The organism is Ramlibacter sp. WS9 (genome assembly GCF_003797765.1).
In the GTDB taxonomy this organism is placed as follows: domain Bacteria; phylum Pseudomonadota; class Gammaproteobacteria; order Burkholderiales; family Burkholderiaceae_C; genus Ramlibacter.
In genome coordinates this window covers 245,083-265,784 of record NZ_RKMB01000006.1, presented here as the reverse complement: position 1 = coordinate 265,784, position 20,702 = coordinate 245,083, and the positions used below count along the sequence as shown (strand labels likewise).

Sequence of the window (20,702 nt, the reverse complement as noted above, 5' to 3'; positions counted from 1 at the left end):
GGACCCGAGCATGACAACAGTCACCCGCCAACGCCGCACGGCGCCCGCCGCCCTGATCCAGGACTTGAAGCTTCTCCTGGGCGAGCGTCTGTCCACCGCGGCTGCCGTACGCGAGCAGCATGGGCGCGACGAATCGGCTTTCGATGTGCCCGCCCCGGACGCGGTGGTGTTCTGTGAAACGGCAGAAGAGGTGACAAGGGTTGTCACGTGCGCCGCCGCGCACCGGGTGCCCGTCATCGCGTTCGGCGCGGGCTCGTCGCTCGAGGGGCATGTTCTGGCGACCGAAGGCGGCATCACGCTGGACCTCGCCCGCATGAATCGCATCCTGAAAATCTCGCAGGAGGACATGACGGCGACAGTGCAGGCCGGGGTCACGCGCGAGGAACTCAACCGCGCGCTGCGCGCCATGGGCCTGTTTTTTCCGATCGATCCGGGAGCGAACGCCACACTGGGCGGCATGGCTGCCACCCGTGCCAGCGGCACGAACGCGGTGCGCTACGGAACCATGAGGGAGAACGTGCTGGGGCTCACCGCAGTGCTGCCGGACGGCAGGGTGCTGCGCACCGGAACGCGCGCGCGCAAGTCCAGTGCCGGATACGACCTCACGCGCCTGTTCGTCGGCAGCGAGGGCACGCTGGGCATCGTGACCGAACTGACGGTGAGGCTCTATCCCCTGCCGGAAGCAGTCAGCGCGGCCATCTGCCACATGCCCAGTGTCGATGCCGCCGTGCGAACGACGATCCAGATCGTGCAGATGGGGATCCCGATCGCGCGCTGCGAGCTGCTCGACGAGCGGGCGGTGCGCGCTGTCAACAAGCACGAGCGCATGCAGCTGCGTGAGCAACCCATGCTGCTGATGGAGTTTCACGGCAGCGACACGGGCGTGCGCGAACAAGCGGAGCTGGTCCAGCAGATCGCGCAGGAGAACGGCGGGCAGGACTTCGAATGGGCCGACACCCCGGAAGAGCGCACGCGCTTGTGGACCGCGCGCCATCATGCGTATTTTGCGGGGTTGCAAACCCGGCCGGGTTGCCGATGTATCGTCACCGATGTCTGCGTTCCCATCTCACGCCTGGCGGATGCGATCGGCGAGGCCATAGCCGACGTGGAGGCCTCAGGCGTGCCCTACTATGTCGTCGGACATGTGGGGGACGGCAACTTCCACATGTGCTACCTCATCGATGGTGCTGACGCCCGCGAGCGCGCGGTAGTCGAAAGGCTTGCGACCCAACTCGCACAGCGCGCGATCACCTTGGAAGGGACCTGCACGGGAGAGCACGGCATCGGCTTGCACAAGCAGGACCTGCTCATCGAAGAGGCGGGAGCGACGGGGGTGTCCTTGATGCAGGCGATAAAGGCCGCGCTGGATCCATCGAACATCATGAATCCCGGCAAGATATTCCAGCTCGCGCCATGAAGACCCTTGTCCCCATCAAACGGTTGGCGATTCCAACCTGAACCTTCGCGAACGTCTGCGGGGGCGAGGTTGCGCGGACGACGCTGACTCAGCCAGGCCCCTCCCGCAGGACGTTGTGGACCCGAACGAAGTCCGCCCGGAAGATACCCGTTGACTCGTAGAGCACGACCTTGTCCAGATCCATGACGGTTCGTGACACGACCATCACCGGTGCGTGAATTGCCAGCTGCAGCAGCGTGGCGATCTCCGGGTCGGCGGTCGTCGCGGAGATCGTTTGCTCCGCGCGCCCGAGGCGGTCGCCTGCGTGCTTCTGGAGGACGCGCATCGGTGCCGGCGTATTGAATGGCTTCTTGCCGATCTTCTTGAAGAGCCTCTGCTCAAGGTAAGAGATGCCAAGAAAGTACGGAATCTGGTTGTGCCGCTGCAGCCGCCGGAAGTATTGGTAGCCGTGCGGGGAAAGCACGCCACCCGGATGAGATACAGGGATACCTTCCGCCACCGTCGCGGTCGCTATCCACTCGATGTCGATGTCCGGTATCTGTTCACTGAGCGTTTCCCAGTCTGTGGGGATGTTGTAGAACACCTCGCTGACCGGGCGCTTTAGCACGAACGTCCCCCGGCCGCGGTAGCGGCCGATCAGGCCTTCGCTCTCCAGGAAGCTCAACGCGTGCCTGACTGTTGCGCGGGCAGCGCCCGTTTCCTCGACCAGCGTCTCCAGCGACGGAATCTGCTTGTCGACGGGCCACTCGCCCGACTCGATCCGTCGCCGGAATCGCATGAGCAACTTCACATAGGTGGCCGTGCCGATGTCCAACGCGCTGGTCAGGGACCTCGAACTTATCGTGGGCACGTCATTCAGTGGCTTCATCAGGGTCCTTTGAAGTTCGGCAGGTACACCCGGTTCGGTTCCGCCTGCTTCGTGAGACGCTGATGGTACAGAAAATGCCAAAGTGGTTCGTTGGGATGAACGATCAGAAGTTGTGGATGACACCGATCGCGATGATTCGGGGATCGGCGCCTGGACTCAGACTGGGGACCGCGTTGAGCGCCATTCCGGTGTAATCCAGCGTCGCGTTGGCGCGGTTTTTCACCTGGTTAAGCGATGCATAGACAGCGGTGCGCTTGGAGAGCAGATAGCGCGCGGCGACCATGTAGGAGGTGGCCCCCGTGTTCTGGCATCCGCGGCCCGCAGCGCCGGCAACCACCGAAGTGCAGCCACGCGCGTCCTGGAGCACGCCCGCCGACGCCAGCGCCTGCACGTTCGGCGTGATCATGTGTTCCCAGGCGATCCCCCACCCGAACTGGCTCAGGTCGTCGCCGCGCCCGGCGAAACCTGCCATGGGGACGGCCAGGTCCTTCAATGCGACACGTACGCCGATGACGGAAACCTGTCCGCCGGGCGTGTAGCGCCACCCCGCCATGGCCTTCAGGCCACTACCGGTTGGGCGCAAGCCGGCGACCGCATCGGATGACGTGCGTTTGTACGCGTAGTCCACCTGCGCCGCGAACGGTGCGCCTTGCCAGCGAAAGGTCGCACCGTAAAGCCGCGCGTCGCGAGCCGCGCCGGGCGCGACTGTCTCGCTATCGACAAAACCCGGCCCGGGCGTCGTCGTGGGCGAGATCGTGAAGCTTGCATTCGCGCCCGCGATCGACGGTGTCGTGTACATGACGGAGTTGTTCACCCGCGAAATCAACAAGGGCAGGCGGCCGGTGCTCACGCCCGTGAAGAAAGGGACATCGGCATTGATGTAGAAGTTGCTCGCCGGCACGATGAAGCCGTTCTGCCAATAGACCGATTGGCGTCCCGCAGTGACGCGGCCGTATGGGCCTTCAAGGCCGACGAAGGTGTCGCGCAGGAAGAAGCCGACGTTCGGGTTGACCGTGCCGTCCTGGGCGCGATCGCCGCCAGTGTCAAAGTTCACGCCGGCCTCGAGCTGGAACAGGGCCTTGTAGCCGCCACCCAGGTCTTCCGTACCACGGAAGCCCAAGCGCGAAATCGCGTCATACACCCGCGTCTGGTGGATCGCCGGACCGGCCGTTGCGCCGGGAGCGTCATACCGGTCCAGGCCAACATTTGCGCGGCCATAGATCTGCACGCCTTCTTGCGACCACGCGCATGAAGCCGTGAGCACAAGCACGGCTCCTGCGGCCAGCCGCGGCATGTTGTGCCAATGACTCTTCCTAAGCATTCTGTTCTCCAGTTTGGGGCCAGCGGGTGTCCCGCGGGCTTGGGTTGTAGGGACCGACCTTTCGGAATGGGGAGTGTCGGTGGGCAGGTTGTTAAACGTACATAGGGATAAACGACTAGACGTTTGAGATTTCATCCATTAAGATGCGGCGCATCATCGGCAATCGCCCCAAGGAGACAGATTTCATGGATCGCAGAACAGCGCTCAGCGCTATTGGCGCTGCTTGCGCTTCCGGAATTTCGCCGCTCGTGCACGCACAGGCTTTTCCCGATCGGCCGGTCCGCATCATTGTCCCGTTCGCAGCCGGCAGCACGCCCGACGTGGTCGCGCGCATCCTCGCCGCCAAGCTCACGCCGAAGTGGGGCCATCAGGTCGTCGTCGATCCGAAGCCCGGGGGAAACGGCCTCATCGCCATCGCCGCCTTGAAGGCCGCCCCGTCCACTGGACATGACCTGTTGCTCGCCAGCAGCTCGCACCTCGCCGTGAATCCTCACCTGTTGCGCAACGTGACGTATTCGGTCGAGAGAGACTTCGTTCCAATCTCTTTCGTCTTCCATACGCCGTTCTTCGTTGTCACTTCCGCGGCTGGCCCACTGCAGTCGATGAAGAGCGTTATCGCCGCCGCCAAGGCGTCTCCCGGGAAATTGAATGTCGGCGTGCCCTATCTTGGCAGCCCACCGCATCTCGCGGTGGCAATGCTGGAGAAAGCCACGGGGACGCGGATGACGATCATCCCCTTCAAGGACGGCCAGCAGATCTATACGGCTATCGCCAGCGGCGAAGTGGACCTGTCGCTCGCGACGATCGGATCGACTCTCCCTCTCGTGCAGGCCGGCAAGCTCAAGTTGATCGCCATCGCCGCTCCGACCCGTCTCGCGCGGCAACCCGACGTCCCGACGGTTGGCGAAGACGGTGGGCCTGCTGGCTATGACGTGAATACCTGGGTCGGGCTTGTCGCACGAAGCGGCGCTCCGCAACATGCGATCCAGAAAATTTCCGACGACCTGGCAGAAGTCCTACGTGACCCTGAAGTTATCCAGCAGTTCACCAGGGTGGGAATCGAGCCCGAGTCGTCATCTCCCGCAGGCATGCGAGCGCGCATGACGAGCGACACCGCGAAGTACGCCGAGGTCATCAAGCGACTGGGCGTCTCGCTCGAATGAAGGAGCGTCTGCACACTGAAGTGGCGCAGGCCAACCGCATCCTCGCCCACCTCGGCATCCTCGATGGCTATGGCCACGTCAGTGCGCGGCTTCCGGGCCACGCGAGTCGGTTCCTGATCTCGCGTTCGCTGGCGCCCGCGCTTGTCACGGTCGACGATTTAATGGAGCTGGACCTCGACGGCAATCCGGTGGGCAATGACCTTCGCAAGCCCTACCTCGAGCGATTCATCCATGCAGAGATCTACCGTGCGCGGCCGGATGTGAGCGCCATCGTGCATAGCCACGCTCCCTCGGTCGTTCCATTCTCGGTGTCCAGTGTCAGGCTGCGGCCAGTCTGCCACATGAGCGGTTTCCTGGGGGCCGGGGCGCCAGTGTTCGACATCCGCCATCGTTTCGGGTGTACCGACATGCTCGTGCGAAACGGCGAACAGGGGGCCGAACTTGCTGGCCAGCTCGGAAAGAATGCCGCCGCACTGATGAGGGGACACGGCTTCGTCGTGGTGGGAAGTTCGGTGCCCGAGGCGGTCTTTCGGGCTGTCTACACGGAATGGAACGCCCGCTTGCAACGCGAGGCGATCCAGCTCGCGGGAGAAATTACGTATCTCACAGAAGAAGAAGCGTCGCTTGCGGAGGCGGCGAACGCCGCAACCGTCGAGCGGCCGTGGCAACTCTGGCTGCAGGAGTGCGGCCTCGACAACGAACAAGCACCAAGGAAATCACCATGATCCGACAAAACATCATCTCCGCAGCCGATGCGCTGCATCGCGCCCGCAAGGACCGCGCTCCCATTGCGCCTGTTTCGACGGCTTTCGATATCGCGAGCGCTGCCGACGCGTACGCCGTGGCATCCGTGAACACGCGGCGCCATCTGGACGCGGGTGCGCGCGTCGTCGGCATGAAAGTCGGCCTGACGTCGAAGGCAGTCCAGCAGCAACTCGGCGTCAACCAACCCGATTTCGGCGTGCTGCTGGATGACATGGCCTACCTGAATGGCGACACCATCCCGGCCGGCCGCTTGATGCAACCCAAGGTCGAGGCCGAAGTCGCTTTCGTGATGGGTCGCGAGCTGAACGCCGCTCGCCCTTCATGGGGTGAATTTCTTTGCGCCGTTGCTTACGCCTTGCCTGCGCTCGAAGTCGTGGACAGCGCCATTGCCGACTGGAAAATCACGTTCGCGGACACAGTGGCCGACAACGCATCTTGCGGCGTCTTCGTGCTGGGCGACCAGCCTGTCGCCATCGGCGGCATCGAGCTGCGCGAGGTCGGAATGCAGCTGTCGAAGAACGGTGAGATCGCTTCCGTCGGCACCGGCGCGGCCTGCCTGGGCCACCCGCTGCGGGCGGCCTACTGGCTTGCCTGCACCATGGCCGAGCGGGGAGAAAAGCTGGCTGCAGGCGCGATCGTCCTCTCGGGCGCCCTGGGGCCCATGGTCCCGGTGAGTCCCGGTGACCTCGTGCACGCGGACCTGGGCGCGCTGGGGTCGGTGTCCTGCAAATTCGAGCCCAAAGGCCAGCCATGACACGGAAGATGAAAGCCGCAATCATCGGCAGCGGGAACATCGGCACCGACCTCATGATCAAGATCCTGCGGCAGGGCAGGCAGGTCGAGATGGGCGCCATGGTCGGCATCGACCCTGTCTCGGATGGCCTGTCGCGCGCGCAGCGGATGGGGGTCGCCACGACGGCCGGTGGCGTTGAAGGTTTGGTCAAGCTCCCCGTCTTCGATGACGTCGATATCGTCTTCGATGCCACCAGTGCGGCCGCGCACGTGGCCAACGATGCTTTCCTGCGGGAGTGGAAGCCGAACATCCGGATGATCGACCTGACCCCTGCGGCCATCGGTCCCTATTGCATTCCCGTAGTGAACGGTGAACAGCATCTCACGGCAAGAAATGTGAACATGGTGACATGCGGCGGGCAGGCGACGATCCCGATGGTCGCGGCCGTGAGCCGGGTGGTGCCGGTGAGGTACGCCGAGATCGTGGCCAGCATCTCCAGCAAGAGCGCCGGGCCGGGCACGCGCGCCAACATCGATGAGTTCACGCAGACCACTGCGCGTGCGATCGAAATCCTCGGGGGTGCCAGCAAGGGCAAGGCCATCATCGTCATGAACCCGGCTGAGCCGCCACTGATCATGCGCGACACGGTCTACACCTTCAGTGCCGACGGCAGCGAAGAAGCTATTGCCGCATCGGTGCAGGAGATGGCGGCGGCGGTACAGCGCTATGTTCCGGGCTACCGGCTGAAGCAGGAAGTGCAGTTTGACAGGGTCGTGGACCTGAAGATCCCCGGCGTCGGGAGCGGCCTGTCCGGATTGAAGACATCGATCTTCCTGGAGGTTGAAGGCGCGGCACACTACCTGCCGGCTTATGCGGGCAACCTCGACATCATGACAAGCGCCGCGCTCGCCATCGCCGAACGCATGGCTGCGAACGAAAACACGGCCGCGTACGGTTGAAGGAGGGCGCGCAAATGAGCACCAGAAAAATCTACATCTCCGACGTGACGCTGCGCGACGGCAGCCACGCGATTCGCCACCAGTACAGCGTGGCGCAGGCGGCGCAGATCGCCGCGGCGCTGGACGGCGCGGGCGTCGACTCCATCGAGGTTTCGCATGGGGACGGCCTGCAGGGGGGCAGCTTCAACTATGGGTTCGGGGCGCACACCGATCTCGAGTGGATCGAAGCCGTCGCTGCCGTGGTGAAACACGCGAAAGTCGCCACACTGTTGTTGCCGGGCATCGGCACGGTGCACGACCTGAAGGCGGCCTACGATGCGGGCGCGCGGGTCGTCCGCATTGCGACTCACTGCACCGAAGCCGACGTGTCGAAGCAGCACATCGAGTTTGCCCAACGCCTGGGCATGGACACCGTCGGCTTCCTGATGATGAGCCACATGATCGACCCAGCCAGCCTCGCTCGCCAGGCGAAACTGATGGAGAGCTACGGCGCAGGGTGCGTGTACGTCGTGGATTCGGGGGGCGCGCTGAACATGAACGACGTGCGGGATCGATTCCGCGCCTTCAAGGACCTGCTTGACCCCGAAACGCTGACTGGCATCCACGCGCACCACAACTTGTCGCTCGGCGTCGCCAACAGCATCGTGGCGGTGGAGGAAGGTTGTGATCGCGTGGACGCCAGCCTTTCCGGCATGGGCGCCGGCGCGGGCAATGCGCCCCTGGAGGTGTTTGTTGCCGCCGCGGACCGCATGGGGTGGAACCACGGCTGCGACGTGTTCCAGCTGATGGATGCGGCCGACGACATCGTGCGTCCTCTGCAGGACCGACCCGTCCGCGTCGATCGCGAAACGCTGTCTCTGGGGTATGCAGGCGTGTACAGCAGCTTTCTTCGTCACGCCGAAGCTGCGGCGAAGAAGCACGGGCTGAAGACGGTCGACATCCTGGTCGAACTGGGACGCCGCCGCATGGTGGGCGGGCAGGAGGACATGATCGTCGACGTTGCGCTCGACTTGCTGCACAGCAAAGCCGCAACGGCCTGAGTCAGGCAATTCCGAACCCGCAAGGGGGCCGCAAGGCCCCCTTTTTTTGCTCTAACCGGCGCCCAGGGGAAAACCCTAACGAATAAACATCTAAACGTTCTATCGGCTATCCCTTTGATCTGTTCAAATACGAACTGCACTTCGATTCATTGCTCACCCAGCCCAGCCGCAGCGCGTGGGCACTACCTGGAGAAAACATTTCGTGAACTACATCGGGACCGACATCGGTGGCACCTTCACCGACCTTGTCTACCTTTCTGACGAAGGCGACGTCCGCATTTTCAAGGCACTGACGACCCCGGATGACCGGACCCAGGGCGTTATCGACGCGATGCGTCTCGCGGCGGAAGCCGATGGCATCAGCCTCGAGCAGCTCATAGCGCGGCTCGGCTATTTTGCCCACGGCACGACTGCCGCCACCAACGCGTTCATCGAGCGCAAGGGTGCGGTGACGGGTCTGCTGACGACCCGCGGCTTTGAAGACACTCTGCGCATCCAGCGCGCCATGGCGGGCTGGATCGGTCTTCCTTCCCATGAGATCTCTCACTTTTCCAAGCGGCACGTCCCCACGCCGATCATCCCGATCGATCTGACCGAGGGGATCGTCGAGCGCGTGGACTACAAGGGCGACGTCATCGTCGCTCTCGACGAGCACGCGGCACGCAAATCCATCCGCGCGTTGATTGAAAAGGGCGTTGAAGCGATCGCGATTTCCCTGCTGTGGTCCTTTCGCAATCCTTCCCACGAGCAGCGCCTGCTGGAACTCGTGAAGGAAGAGGCGCCGCAGATGTTCGTCACGGCGTCGTCGAGCCTGGTTCCCATCATCGGTGAATACGAACGCACTTCGACGACGGCCATCAACGCCTATCTCGGGCCGGTGATCCACCGTTACATCAACGGCCTCGAAGCTTCGATTCGCAAGTTCGGATTCAACGGACCGATCTCCATCATGGAGTCCGGCGGCGGTGTGCTTCCCGCATCGGAAGCGGCGTTCCAGGCCGCGAACCTGATGACCTCGGGCCCTGCAGGAGGCGTGCTCGCGTCGCAGAAGCTCGGCGAACTGCTCGGCTATCCGAACGTGCTGACCGCCGACATGGGCGGCACGAGTTTCGACGTCGGACTGATCGTGAACGGGCAGCCCCTGTTGGAATCCGTGCGCGAGGTCGGGCGGTTCCATATCGCGCTCCCTTCCATCAAGGTGACGGCCATTGGCGCCGGTGGTGGTTCGATCGCGCGCGTGCTCGATGGTCATCTGCATGTGGGGCCCGAGAGCGCGGGCTCCACGCCAGGCCCGGCGTGCTACGGCCGCGGCGGTGTCGAACCCACGATCACGGATGCGGATGTGGTGCTCGGCATCATCGATGCGAAGTACTTCCTCGGCGGACGTATGAAGCTCGACGTCGAGGCGGCTCATGAAGCGGTTCGCAAGTACGTGGCAGAGCCGCTGGGACTGACCATCGCGCAGGCAGCGGCAGGCATCCGCGAAGTTGCCAACAACCAGATGGCGGACCTGTTGCGCCGCGTGACTCTGCGCGCAGGCTACGACCCCCGTGACTTTGTGCTCATGGCCTACGGCGGCGCAGGCGCCACGCATGCCCACCAGTACGCGGAAGTCGCCGGAATCGGAAAGGTGGTCATCCCCAGCACCGGCCCGGCGCACTCGGCCTTCGGCGCCGTCACGGGCGACCGGCACCGCTCCTTCTCGCTGGCGATCGGGCAGCATGCGCCGGCCCGTTTCACCAGGGCTTCGGATCACGTGGACCCGGCAGTGCTGAACCGCGGCTTCGACCAGATCGAGGCGAGGGCAAAGGAGGCGCTCGCCGAGGACGTGACCATCCATCGCTTTATCGGCATGCGCTTCCGCCAGCAGGTGCACGAGATCGGCATCCCGGCACCTTCAGGCGTCCTGCAGGCCAAGGACGTCGACGCGCTGGTGGACACCTTTGAAGTCGAGTACGAGCGCATTTACGGGAAGAACACGGCGCTGCGCGTGTCGGGTGTCGAATTCACGGTGGTCCGCGTCGAAGCGACCTCGCCGGTGATCCGTCCGACTCCGCGCCATGTCGACGCAGCAGGTCGGTCCAACAAGCCGTGCGGCAAGCGCCAGGTCTACTTCTTCGGCTCCGACTTCGTGGACGCCGACATCTACCGCAGCGAAGACGTGGGACCGGGCCACGCCATCGTCGGACCCGCCATCGTCGAACGCCCGGACACCACCATCGTCGTCGGGCCCGGCCAGGTCGCCGAGATGGAGCCCTACGGCAATTTTCTCATTCGCATCCACAACAGCCACTGAACCCCGAGGTCCCATGAGCAACGTATTCGAATACCAGAAGAAAGACGTCGATGCAGTCACCTTTGAGGTGATCCGCCACCGGCTGATGTCGATCACCGACGAGCAGGCCAGCACGCTGGCTTCCGTGTCCGGCTCCGCACTTGTGAACGAAGCCACCGACTTCAATACAGGGCTTTATCGCGCGTTTGGCGAGGTGGTCACGATGGGCAAGACGGTGACGTTCCACGCCGCGTCGCTGTCCCTGATGGTCAAGCACGTCATCGCGGACTGCGAGCAGACGGTCGGCATCAACGAGGGCGACATGTTCATCGTGAACCATCCCCACAAGGGGGCGCTTCATTGCCCGGACATCGGCGTATTGGCCCCGATCTTCATGGATGGCCGCCGCATCGGCTGGACCGGCGCTTGCGCACACCAGCTGGACGTGGGCGGCATGGTCCCGGGCAGCTTCGCCTCCATGGCCAAGGACATCCGCCAGGAAGGCATGCTGATCCCGCCGGTGAAGCTGGTCGATCGAGGAGAGCTGCGCACAGACGTGCTGAACTTCATCACTGGCATGTCGCGCCTGCCAATCAACATCAGCCTCGACCTGAAGGGCTTGATGGCGGCCAACCACATCGGCGTCAAGAGCGTGCTCGACACCGTGCGCAAGTACGGTGTCGATACCGTGCTGACCGTCATGGACGGCATGATGGACCTGTCTGAAGCCAAGATGCGCAAGCGCCTGCTGGAACTGCCCGACGGCGTGTTCCGTGCGCAGGCCTTCCTGGACCACGACGGCTTCGAAAACAAGATCTACAAGATTCACGTCGAGCTGCGCAAGCAGGGCGAGAAGATCGTCTTCGACTACACGGGCTCTGACGCGCAGGCGCCCGGTTTCGTGAATGCCACGCGCACCGGACTGCTCGCCGGCATCTACGCGGGCATCCTGCCCATCATTGCCTACGACCTTCCCTGGAACGACGGCCTGCTGCGGCCCCTGGAAGTGCTCGCCACGGAGGGCTCGATCGTCTCGTGCAAGTTCCCGGCGCCGTGCAGCCAGGGCCCGCTCGGCGCCATGTGGCTGATCGAGGTCACGACCACCGAAGTGATGTCCAAGCTGATGGCCACCCACCCGGAATACCTGCGCGAAGCGCAGGCGGCGCCGGCGAGCGGACCTGACCTGTTCCACATCCACGGCCTGAACCAGTACGGGGAGCCGGCCACGGCGCCCATCCTCGAGGTCATGCTTTCCGGGGGCGGCGCATACGCCCATCGCGACGGCATTACAGTGTCGGGACAACGGAACATCACGGCCGGCAAGGCGCCCAACGTCGAGGCGACCGAGTTGAAACTGCCCGTGCTGTACCTGTACCGCCGGATCATCACCGACAGCTCTGGCGCGGGGGCCACCGTAGGCGGCCAGGCCGCGGGCGCGGCCTTCGTGCTACACGGCGTGGACGAAGTCGAGTCGCTTGTTGCATGCCACGGCTACGAGTCGCCCACCTCCCGCGGTCTTTTCGGTGGATACCCCAGCGGGTGCAATCACCGCCGGTTGCTGCGGAATTCCAACATCCGCTCGCTGATGCGGGATGGCATCTTCCCCGATCGCCTTGACGACGTGCTGGGCGACGACACGGTATTCACCGCCAAACCGCCAGAGTTTCCGTTCCACAGCGACGACGTCTACGAGTGCAACCCGACCGCCGGTGGAGGCTGGGGAGATCCGCTTCGCCGCGACCCCTCGCTGGTCACGCTCGACGTGGTGAACGGCGTTTTCTCCGAAGCCGTGGCCAAGACGATTTTCGGCGTGGTCGTCGCTAACGGGCGCCTGGACGAGCGCGCGACTGCAGAGCGCCGCCGCTTCATCCGCGAGTCGCGGCTCCAATGGAGTGCGCCACGTGCATTGCCGATGAAGCGGCAGTTCGACAAGAAGGAAGGGGTGAAGGCGATCGTGGGCGATGTGGCCCGGTTGCAGCGGGGCGTCGACGGCGCCTTCTTCGTCTGTGAATCCTGCGACACTGCGGTCGCTCCGGCGGACGAGAATTGGAAGGACTACGCACGCCAGCATGTCGCGCAGCCTTCCGACCTGGGCCCGCGCGTGAAGATTCACCACGACCTCGAGGTCGTTGAACATGCCTGCCCCCACTGCGCGCAGCTCCTCGACGTGGAAGTGCGACGCAAGGGCGAGGCGTCGCTGTTCGACATTCAGGTGGCCGTATGACGCCGCGCGAGACCACGGCCCGCTGGATCTCGTTTCCACGTGGAAGCGAACAGATTCGCGGTTATCTCGCGGAGCCAGTAGGGGCCGACATCGTCGGCGCCATCGTTTGTGCGCCGGAGAACCTGGGGGTGACGGAACACCGGCAGGCGGAGACGCGGCGCATGGCGGCAGAGGGATTCATCGTGCTGACCGTGGATCCTTACAGCCGCATCGGTGGCCGCCCGCCGCAGGACTACACGACCGCGGAAGAGCGGCGCAGCAAGGCGTTCATCGCCGCGAAGGACGAGACGGTTGTGCCCGATTGCCAGGCGGCACTGGAGTGGCTGCGGACCCAGCCGCGCGTTGATGCCCAGAGGATCGGCGCCGTGGGCTACTGCTTGGGTGGGGGGACGGTGCTCGCCTGGGCAGCGCAGACCAAAGACCTGGCTTGCTCAGTCGTTCTCTACGCGCTCCCCGTTATCCCCGCCGCCTATACGCCCGATGGACGGCCACGCTCACGGATCGACCTGGCGCCGAAGATCACCGCACCCATGCAGTTGCACTTCGGTGAGGCCGACGAAGCGATCCCGCTGGAACAGGCGCATGCGCTGAAGCACGCGCTGGAAGCAGATGCACCCGTTCCCGTTTCGTTCCACCTCTACCCCGGCGCACGCCATGCGTACATGGACAGTACGCTTGATCGCTACTCGCCGCTGGCAGCGCAGCTGACATACGAGCGAATGGTCGCCTTCTTCGGGACCCGTCTGGGGGCGGGCGCATGACAGCGTCGATCGTGTGGGGCGGAGTCTGCTCGCACACGGGCGCGATGATGCGCGCGCCGAAAGTGGGGGAGGGCGAAGGTGATCGTGTCGCCCGGGTCTTTTCTGCGTTCGATGAACTCGCAGCGTCGCTACACAAGTCGGGCGCCCAGGTGCTCGTGACGATTGCCACTGACCACTTTCTCACCTTCGACTACGCCAACCTTCCGGTGTTCTCCATCGGGACCGGAGCAAAGTTCCGCGGACACGGCGAGTTTGGAGTTCCACAGCGCGATTTCGACGGCGTCGAAGAGCTCGGCGAAGCCGTCCATGCGTCTCTCGTGCGCGGGGGCTTCGATGCCGCCAGTGCCCGGGCGATGCCTCTCGATCACTCGTTCTCCTGCCCGTTGCAGCTGATGTTCAAGACCCGGTCCATGCCCGTGCTTCCGATCTATGTGAACTGCACGGTGCCTCCGCTGCCGACGCTCGAGCGGTGCCTGGCATTCGGCAAGGCGCTAGGCCAGGCGCTTCGCGCGCAGAGCGTGGTAGACCGCGTTGCGGTCGTGGGGACCGGCGGTATCAGCCATTGGGTCGGAATGCCGCAGACGGGAACGATCAACGAGGAGTTCGACATGCGATTTCTCGACGACTTCACGCATGGCCGTTTCGAAGATGTCGCGAAGTACGACTCGGAAGACGTCATCCGGAAAGCCGGCAACGGCGCGGCGGAGATCCGTAATTGGCTTGTTGCCGCCGGCGCATGCAATTCGCGCGCTGCCCGGCAACTTGCGTATGAACCTGTGCACGCGTGGAGCACGGGCATTGGCGTGCTGGAGATGGTGCCGTGAACCGGCACGCACTCGAACGCTTCCTGTTCGATTTCGACAAGGACGCCCGGCTTCAGGAAGCGCTCCGTGACGACCCCGAGGCGGCTTTCCAGCACTACGAACTGAAGAGCGAAGAGAAGGCCGCGATCGCCGCGAAGGACGTGGCGACGCTCTACGAGTGGGGCGTCCATCCGCTCCTGATTCGAAATTTCTGCGGAACCGTGGGCATCCGCTATGTCGCCGAGTACGCCAAGCGCGGCTTGAACACCTGAACAAGAAAGGCTTTATCCATGACAGAAAACAAAGTGCGTTCCCGCTGGGTCCTCGCCAACGGAGTGCGGACCCACTATTCAGAGGCGGGCGACGGCGAGCGCAGGGTGCTCGCCCTCCACGGTGGTGGCGCCGGATCGTCAGGCGCCTCCGGTATGGGCCCTGTCCTCCCGCTCCTGGGCAGTGATTTTCACGTCCTGGCGCCGGACTCCATTGGCGGCTTCGGCCTGACCGACGTCAGTGCGCCCACACCCTACGGCTTGATCAGCCGGGCGAAGCACATGGCGGACTTCATCGACGCACTCGCGATCGACCGCTGCAGCATCATCGGCAACTCGCAAGGTGCATGGGCCGGTGTGTACTATGCGATGCTGCATCCCGATCGCGTCGAGAAGCTGGTGATCGTGTCTTCGCTCACCATCGCAGGCTCGATGGGGATCAAGCAGGCTCCGAATGCCGCGATGAAGGCGCTCATGGGTTACGACGGGACGCGCGAAGCCATGAAGGCGCTGCTCGAGGCGCTCATCATCGACAGGTCTCGCATCACCGACAAACTGGTCGATGACCGACAGGCGGCCGCGACCCGGCCGGGTGCCCTAGAAGCTTTCCGGCGCATGGCGGCAGGAATCGACTACGTTCGAAACGATCCCGTGCTGTCCCTGCAGACGCAATGGCAGCGCGCGCTTCCGATCCTCACGCAGAAGATTCCGACCTTGATCCTGTGGGGCAAGAAGGACACGTTCGCAGTCCCCGAAACCGGCCTGGCGCTGGCGGAGATGCTGCCGGCTGCGCGCATCGAATGGGTGGAGGGCGCGGGTCACCAGGTGCAGACCGACGCTCCGGATGCATCGGTGAAGATCATCAGGGACTTCCTTCATGAATAGGTCAACCATGCCCCAATCCGATGCCGCACCCGAGCGCATGCGCGGCATGGTGCCCGGTGTCCGCGCCGGAGGCTTCCTGTTCCTGTCCGTGATCCGCGGCCGGGAACCGGGGACGGGCCGCTTTCCGGAAGATCCACTAGAGCAGGCGCGCATGGCTCTCAAGAACCTTGCAGAGGTGCTCAAGGCTTCAGGTGGCACGTTGGCTGATGTCGTGAAGGTCACCCTCTACCTGGGGGATCTGCGCCACCGCGACGCGTTTCACCAGGCCTGGATGGAAACTTTCCCGACCGATCCCCCTGCGCGCACCGCAGTTGGAGTTGCGGATCCCAATGCATCTCCGGGTGGCGGAGCACTGTTTGCGCTGGATGTGATCGCACTGGCGCGTTGATGTGTGATCCGGTCCGCTGCTCCACGAGCGCTGGGCAGTTAGGCGGGTAAACGTCGTATTGCCATCCGCTTCCAAATGGCCGCCGCCACGGACGATTCGCCGCTCGTCTTCCAGGAGCCTGGCCGCCTTGATCCAAAGGAGACGCGCCTGAGAAACGTCGCCATGCCGCCGCGTGACAACTGCTTGAGCCATATGTCCCCTAGGTAAGCGGGAACATGGGACCAAACGGCTCGCGCCACGTCTCGAAATCCCATTGCGGGCCACCACTCCGTATTTTGGCGGACGGCCGCTACCAAAGTGCCGAGTCCCGCATTCCCTCGACCTTTCGCCTTTGACGCCTGCGTACCAGCAGAGCCAAGCGAGCCAGCGCCGCGACTATCAGCAGGGCGACAGCTGCGAACTCCGCGCCTGTCAGTACACGGCCCAGTGCATACGGTGCAATGACGGTGACCGCAGAAGCCGCTGCAAGAGACGCGAGGATAAAAAGAAGAAGACTCTTCAAGTTGATAGCCCCGGAGATGCTCTTGCCACTTTACACAGGGGTTGCACGGCGAAGCATTTTTTTTCGATGCAAACCGCTTACATGGCGATTACATGGACCCAATCGTGCAAAGGCCGGTTAGCTGTTGCTAACCGGCCGTGCAAGGCAGTGGGTGGTGGGCCCTGAGTGACTCGAACACTCGACCTACGGATTAAGAGTCCGCTGCTCTACCAACTGAGCTAAGAGCCCACTGAAATCGAAAAAAGAGGCTGTGGTGGAGAGGAGGAGGATCGAACTCCCGACCTTCGCATTGCGAACGCGACGCTCTCCCAGCTGAGCTACCCCCCCACAGCAGCGCGTATTTTACTCAAAAATACGAAGCCGGTTTGGGGCGAAGACGCAATTATGCCAAAACTCGCGAGGGGTTTTCTGGCGAGGCTTATTGCATGCCGTTTCGGCTCGCCAATTCGACGAAGAGTCCCGCATGATCGAGGTCGGCCAGGCCGTGCTCAACGCTGTCCGCGTAGAGCTTTTCGAACAGCGCGGTGACGGGTGCTTCGAAGCCCACTTCCTCGGCAGTGGCGAGCGCATTGCGCATGTCCTTCAACTGCACTGTCATGCGCGCGCGCGGTGTGAAGTCCCGCTCGACCATGCGCTGGCCATGCACTTGCAGAATACGGCTGTCGGCGAAGCCGCCGGTGATGGCCTGCTTGACCTTGCTCATGTCTGCGCCGCCTTTCTGGCAGAGCAGCAGTGCTTCCGCCACGGCACCGATGGTGATGCCGACGATCATCTGGTTCGCCAACTTCGTGAGCTGGCCTGTGCCGTGCGGGCCTACGTGAGTGGCGCGTCCGAAGACTTCGAACACCGGCAGCGCCCGCTCGAAGTCGGCGGCTTTGCCGCCCACCATGATGACGAGTGCGCCTGCCTCGGCGCCGCCCGTGCCGCCGGATACCGGCGCATCGAGATGGCTCACGCCGAAGTCGCCCAGACGCGCGGCGTGGTCGCGCGCTTCTCGCGGCTGGATGGATGCCATGTCAACGAACAGGGTGCCACTCGCCATCGCCTTCGCCGCGCCCTGATTGAACAGAACGTCTTCGACGACGGGGCCGGTCTCGAGCATGCTGACGACCACGTCGGCGACGCTGGTGGCGGACGCGGGATTCTCGTGCACGATGCCGCCGAAAGGAGCGACGCGCTCCGCCTTGTCGCGCGAACGATTCCAGACATGGACGATGTGCCCGGCTTCGCACAGTCGCCGCGCCATTGGAAACCCCATGGCACCGATACCCAGCACGGTGATGATCACAAGCGCCTCCCTTGGTTGATGGAACGAGCCATCATCGGACGGGGCGGCTGCGGATTGCTGTCAGGCGGCTTTCAACACCGGCGCGTTGAACATCGCTTCCATCTCCTTGCGGATCTTGTAAGCATGTGTTGACGTGTCCATGGCCACATCGGCCCAGCACAGGCTCTGGCCTTTCTTCACCGGCCGCACGACTTTCACGTCGTGTGCCAGGCCCAACGGCAAGCCGCCGATCTGCGTCGACTTCTTCGATGGCAGCAGTTTGCCCCACACCGTGTAACCGCCTTCGCCGTCCAGCATGTCGCCGGGCACCAGGTCGCGCTTGGCAGTTGTCACCACGTCCGCGTTCCAGCAGGTCGCAACGCCCGTTGCCTCGCCGCGCAGCGCGACGCTCGCCACCGATATGCCGACTTCCAGGCCGATCAGGTGCCAGCGCTTGTACAAGGTGAAGTAGCGCCCGGTCGGGTCGGTGTGCGCGTTGTATTCCTCGAAGCAGTTCTTGATGTATTCGGTCTCAGCTTCCACCGTCACCCACACGCCCATGCGGATGTCGTACGGAATCTGGCGGCCGTTCGCTTCCAGCGACGAGATCACCTCGACCATGCCCTTGCGTTCCAGCACACCGCCTTCGCTGATGGGTCGCGTGACGAACGGGATGTCTTCGACGCTGGCCGGCGGGTACAGAAGCCCGTTGGAAGGAACGGTGAGGCCGGTGGCGTTGGCGACGGCCGTGCTTTCGATCGAGGGCTTCGAACCGTCGAGGAAGCTGTTGAACATCTTCGGGTTGAGGCCGCCCCGCGTGGCCTGCTCGGGCGTGAGGCCGTAGTAGCCCCATACAGTTTCCGGTGTCGATTCGCAGAAATGCGGCAGCCACTTGTGGCCGCGCCCGGCCGCGACCACGGGAAAGCCGCAGGTTCGCGCCCAGTCCACCAGGTCGCAGATCAGCGCCGGCTGGTCACCGAATGCGAGCGAATACACGACACCTGCCTGCGCTGCTCTACGCGCCAACAAGGGCCCGCAAAACGCGTCGGCCTCCACGGTGACGTTCACCACGTGCTTGCCGTTGGCGAAAGCTTCCAGGCAGTGGTCCACGGCAGCGATCGGGTGGCCGGTGCATTCGACCACGACGTCGATAGCCGGGTGCCGCACGAGCGCCTGCCAGTCTTCGCCGATGTGTGTCGTACCGGACTGGATCGCCGCGTCCAGCGAGGCCGCCTGGGTCCGCGCGGCATCCCATCCCACGCGGGCCAGGTTGGCCCGCGCGCCGTCGGGCGAAAGATCGGCGATCCCCACCAGGTGGACGCCGGGTGTGCGCGGGACCTGCGCGAGGTACATCGAACCGAACTTGCCGGCGCCGATCAGCCCGATGCGGATCGGCTTGCCTTGCGCGGCGCGTTGCAGAAGTTTCGCGTGGAGACTCATAGGACTGTCATTGCGGGTTCGACTCGCGATCCATCGAACGGCACATCGGTGGTCTGCAGTGCACTGGCTGGAATGCCGTCTTTCCACGGCAGGTCCACCGGATAGTCCTTCAGCAGGCAATCGTCCGGCAGGCACTCGATGGGCGTGAAGTTGCGGTGCGCGATGTACTCCGGGCGCTTGAAGCGGCGGATGTGGTTGCTGACCGCGCACAGGCTCAGATAGACGCTCACGCGGTTCCACGGCGACAGGTTGCTGCTGGAGGCATGCACGAGGCAACTGTGGAAGAGGATCATCGAGCCGGCCGGGCCCTTGGGGCTGACGATGCCGCCGTTCTTGCCGCCCGCGCGATCCACCAGCGTCGCGATCAAATCGTTGTCCACGGTCCACAGCGGGTAGCTGGTGGTCGTGAGGTCGTGCCTGGCCTGGACCACGCCCTTCTTGTGGCTGCCCGGAATGAACATCAGCGGGCCGTTGTACTCGTTCACGTCGTCCAGGAAGATGGCAACGTTCATCGCCCGCTCGGTGGGCATCTGGTCGTCGTTGAGCCAGGTGCCGTAATCCTGGTGCCACTGCCACACATCGCCGTCGAAAGCCTGTTTGCCGTTGATCTTGAACTGGTGCATGTACACCTGCTCGTCGAACAGGTCCATCACCGGCTGCACCATGCGGGGATGGCGCGCCAGCTTGGCGAACGGCTTGCTGTACATATGCGCCGCAAAGTTGGTGCGCACCGCATCCTTGCCTTTTTCGCGGACGTTGCAGGCCTCGCGCCGGGCGTAGAGCTGCGGCACTTCATCGGTCAGCGCCCGCATCTCATCACGCGTGAACTGGGCGGGAAAGAACAGGTAGCCTTCGCGGTCGAACTGTTCGAGTTGTTCGGGGGTCAGTCTCATGATGCATTGTCTCCTTCACGGGTCTTCAACACATGGGACAGCCGCTCGGCCAGGTTCTCGCTGGCGCGCTGGCCGTGCTGCTCGATGAGGCGCGCGGCGCGGTCGGCGTCGCCCGCGGCAATGGCCTTGGCGATGGCCTCGTGCTCGTCCCATACCGTTTCACGCTGCTTCGATTGCTGCAGCGCGGCGCCCATCACCCGGCGCAGGTGGCGCCAATGCTGCATGGCGCTGCGTTCGATCAGCGGATTGTTCGAGGCTGCGTAGATGGCGCGGTGGAATGCCAGGTCGGCATCAATCATGGCCTTGACGTTGCGGCCCCGCGCTGCCTTGCGCCCTTGTTCGATCAGCCGCGGGTCGAGCCGGGCGCGATGGGCCGCGGCCAGCCGAGCCGCCAGTGCGTCCAGCGCCGCCCGCACCTGGTAGATGTGGGCGACGGCATCGGCGTCCAGTGGCGCCACCAGCACACCACGGCCCGGCGCGTCCAGCACGAAGCCGTCCTTCTTCAGCAGCCCCAGGGCCTGCAGCACCGGCTGGCGAGACACGGCCAGCTTCTCGGCGATGTCTTCCTGCGTGATGCGCCAGCCGGGCGCAAGCGAGCCATCGCTGATGGCGTCGAGCAGGCTGTGATAGACCTGCTCGACCAAGTCGGGTGCGGCTTCGAGTTTGACGAGATGAGCGGTCATGGCTGGATTCTGTATTCAGAATACGCCCAGCGGCACCGGTTGACAA

General features: G+C 64.0%; 19 protein-coding genes and 2 tRNA genes. 13 read left to right on the top strand and 8 right to left on the bottom strand.

All coding sequences use genetic code 11. The features are described from left to right. Nucleotides 1-10: 10 nt before the first annotated feature. On the top strand, nt 11-1,417 hold the full coding sequence (locus EEB15_RS12610; RefSeq protein ID WP_141510203.1) for an FAD-binding oxidoreductase: 1,407 nt from the start codon (nt 11-13) through the stop codon (nt 1,415-1,417). A gap of 88 nt (nt 1,418-1,505) precedes the next feature. On the opposite strand, the gene EEB15_RS12605 is transcribed toward EEB15_RS12610, so the two are convergent. After that, nucleotides 1,506-2,285 (bottom strand): GntR family transcriptional regulator, encoded by a 780-nt coding sequence (locus tag EEB15_RS12605; protein ID WP_141510202.1) that lies wholly within the window; start codon nt 2,283-2,285, stop codon nt 1,506-1,508. 103 nt (nt 2,286-2,388) lie between these two features. Next, nucleotides 2,389-3,606 (bottom strand): porin, encoded by a 1,218-nt coding sequence (locus tag EEB15_RS12600; RefSeq protein WP_158290090.1) that lies wholly within the window; start codon nt 3,604-3,606, stop codon nt 2,389-2,391. A 185-nt stretch (nt 3,607-3,791) separates the two neighbouring features. On the opposite strand from EEB15_RS12600, the gene EEB15_RS12595 reads away from it, so the two are divergent. The 12 genes from EEB15_RS12595 to EEB15_RS12540 all read left to right on the top strand — a co-directional run bounded on the left by EEB15_RS12595 (nt 3,792) and on the right by EEB15_RS12540 (nt 15,871). Beyond that, nucleotides 3,792-4,769 carry a tripartite tricarboxylate transporter substrate binding protein gene (locus EEB15_RS12595; protein ID WP_158290089.1) on the top strand — a complete coding sequence of 326 codons (978 nt, stop codon included), beginning with the start codon at nt 3,792-3,794 and terminating at the stop codon, nt 4,767-4,769. Next, entirely contained in the window at nt 4,766-5,494 is a 729-nt protein-coding gene (locus EEB15_RS12590) for a class II aldolase/adducin family protein (protein ID WP_141510199.1), read from the top strand. Before EEB15_RS12595 ends, EEB15_RS12590 begins: the two co-directional genes overlap by 4 nt. Beyond that, a complete protein-coding gene (locus tag EEB15_RS12585; protein ID WP_199236520.1) occupies nt 5,491-6,288 on the top strand; it encodes a 2-keto-4-pentenoate hydratase in 798 nt (265 codons plus the stop codon). Before EEB15_RS12590 ends, EEB15_RS12585 begins: the two co-directional genes overlap by 4 nt. Further along, nucleotides 6,285-7,226, top strand: a complete 942-nt coding sequence (locus EEB15_RS12580) for an acetaldehyde dehydrogenase (acetylating) (RefSeq protein WP_141510198.1) — start codon at nt 6,285-6,287, stop codon at nt 7,224-7,226. The genes EEB15_RS12585 and EEB15_RS12580 overlap by 4 nt, the downstream gene beginning before the upstream one ends. Before the next feature lie 14 nt (nt 7,227-7,240). Further along, complete coding sequence (dmpG, locus tag EEB15_RS12575) at nt 7,241-8,266, top strand: 4-hydroxy-2-oxovalerate aldolase (RefSeq protein ID WP_141510197.1); 1,026 nt, start codon at nt 7,241-7,243, stop codon at nt 8,264-8,266. Nucleotides 8,267-8,468: 202 nt separating this feature from the next. Further along, on the top strand, nt 8,469-10,562 hold the full coding sequence (locus tag EEB15_RS12570; protein ID WP_141510196.1) for a hydantoinase/oxoprolinase family protein: 2,094 nt from the start codon (nt 8,469-8,471) through the stop codon (nt 10,560-10,562). 13 nt (nt 10,563-10,575) lie between these two features. Next, on the top strand, nt 10,576-12,765 hold the full coding sequence (locus EEB15_RS12565) for a hydantoinase B/oxoprolinase family protein (RefSeq protein ID WP_158290088.1): 2,190 nt from the start codon (nt 10,576-10,578) through the stop codon (nt 12,763-12,765). Then, nucleotides 12,762-13,526: a dienelactone hydrolase family protein gene (locus EEB15_RS12560; RefSeq protein WP_141510194.1), complete on the top strand. Its 765-nt coding sequence runs from the start codon at nt 12,762-12,764 to the stop codon at nt 13,524-13,526. Before EEB15_RS12565 ends, EEB15_RS12560 begins: the two co-directional genes overlap by 4 nt. Continuing rightward, nucleotides 13,523-14,350, top strand: a complete 828-nt coding sequence (locus EEB15_RS12555) for a hypothetical protein (protein ID WP_141510193.1) — start codon at nt 13,523-13,525, stop codon at nt 14,348-14,350. Before EEB15_RS12560 ends, EEB15_RS12555 begins: the two co-directional genes overlap by 4 nt. Continuing rightward, a complete protein-coding gene (locus tag EEB15_RS12550) occupies nt 14,347-14,601 on the top strand; it encodes a hypothetical protein (RefSeq protein ID WP_158290086.1) in 255 nt (84 codons plus the stop codon). Before EEB15_RS12555 ends, EEB15_RS12550 begins: the two co-directional genes overlap by 4 nt. 18 nt (nt 14,602-14,619) lie before the next feature. Beyond that, on the top strand, nt 14,620-15,483 hold the full coding sequence (locus EEB15_RS12545; protein WP_141510191.1) for an alpha/beta fold hydrolase: 864 nt from the start codon (nt 14,620-14,622) through the stop codon (nt 15,481-15,483). A 7-nt stretch (nt 15,484-15,490) separates the two neighbouring features. Next, on the top strand, nt 15,491-15,871 hold the full coding sequence (locus EEB15_RS12540) for a RidA family protein (RefSeq protein WP_158290085.1): 381 nt from the start codon (nt 15,491-15,493) through the stop codon (nt 15,869-15,871). A 654-nt stretch (nt 15,872-16,525) separates the two neighbouring features. On the opposite strand, the gene EEB15_RS12535 is transcribed toward EEB15_RS12540, so the two are convergent. From EEB15_RS12535 to EEB15_RS12510, 6 genes are all read right to left on the bottom strand, one after another. Continuing rightward, nucleotides 16,526-16,601: transfer RNA gene (locus tag EEB15_RS12535), tRNA-Lys, on the bottom strand. Nucleotides 16,602-16,624: 23 nt separating this feature from the next. Beyond that, nucleotides 16,625-16,700: transfer RNA gene (locus EEB15_RS12530), tRNA-Ala, on the bottom strand. Nucleotides 16,701-16,791: 91 nt separating this feature from the next. Beyond that, a complete protein-coding gene (locus tag EEB15_RS12525; RefSeq protein ID WP_199236519.1) occupies nt 16,792-17,661 on the bottom strand; it encodes an NAD(P)-dependent oxidoreductase in 870 nt (289 codons plus the stop codon). 60 nt (nt 17,662-17,721) lie between these two features. Further along, nucleotides 17,722-19,080, bottom strand: coding sequence for an NAD(P)H-dependent oxidoreductase (locus EEB15_RS12520; RefSeq protein ID WP_141510189.1), 1,359 nt, complete (start codon nt 19,078-19,080; stop codon nt 17,722-17,724). Continuing rightward, nucleotides 19,077-19,973, bottom strand: a complete 897-nt coding sequence (locus tag EEB15_RS12515) for a phytanoyl-CoA dioxygenase family protein (RefSeq protein WP_141510188.1) — start codon at nt 19,971-19,973, stop codon at nt 19,077-19,079. Before EEB15_RS12515 ends, EEB15_RS12520 begins: the two co-directional genes overlap by 4 nt. Continuing rightward, nucleotides 19,970-20,656, bottom strand: coding sequence for a GntR family transcriptional regulator (locus EEB15_RS12510; protein ID WP_141510187.1), 687 nt, complete (start codon nt 20,654-20,656; stop codon nt 19,970-19,972). The genes EEB15_RS12515 and EEB15_RS12510 overlap by 4 nt, the downstream gene beginning before the upstream one ends. Nucleotides 20,657-20,702: the final 46 nt, after the last annotated feature.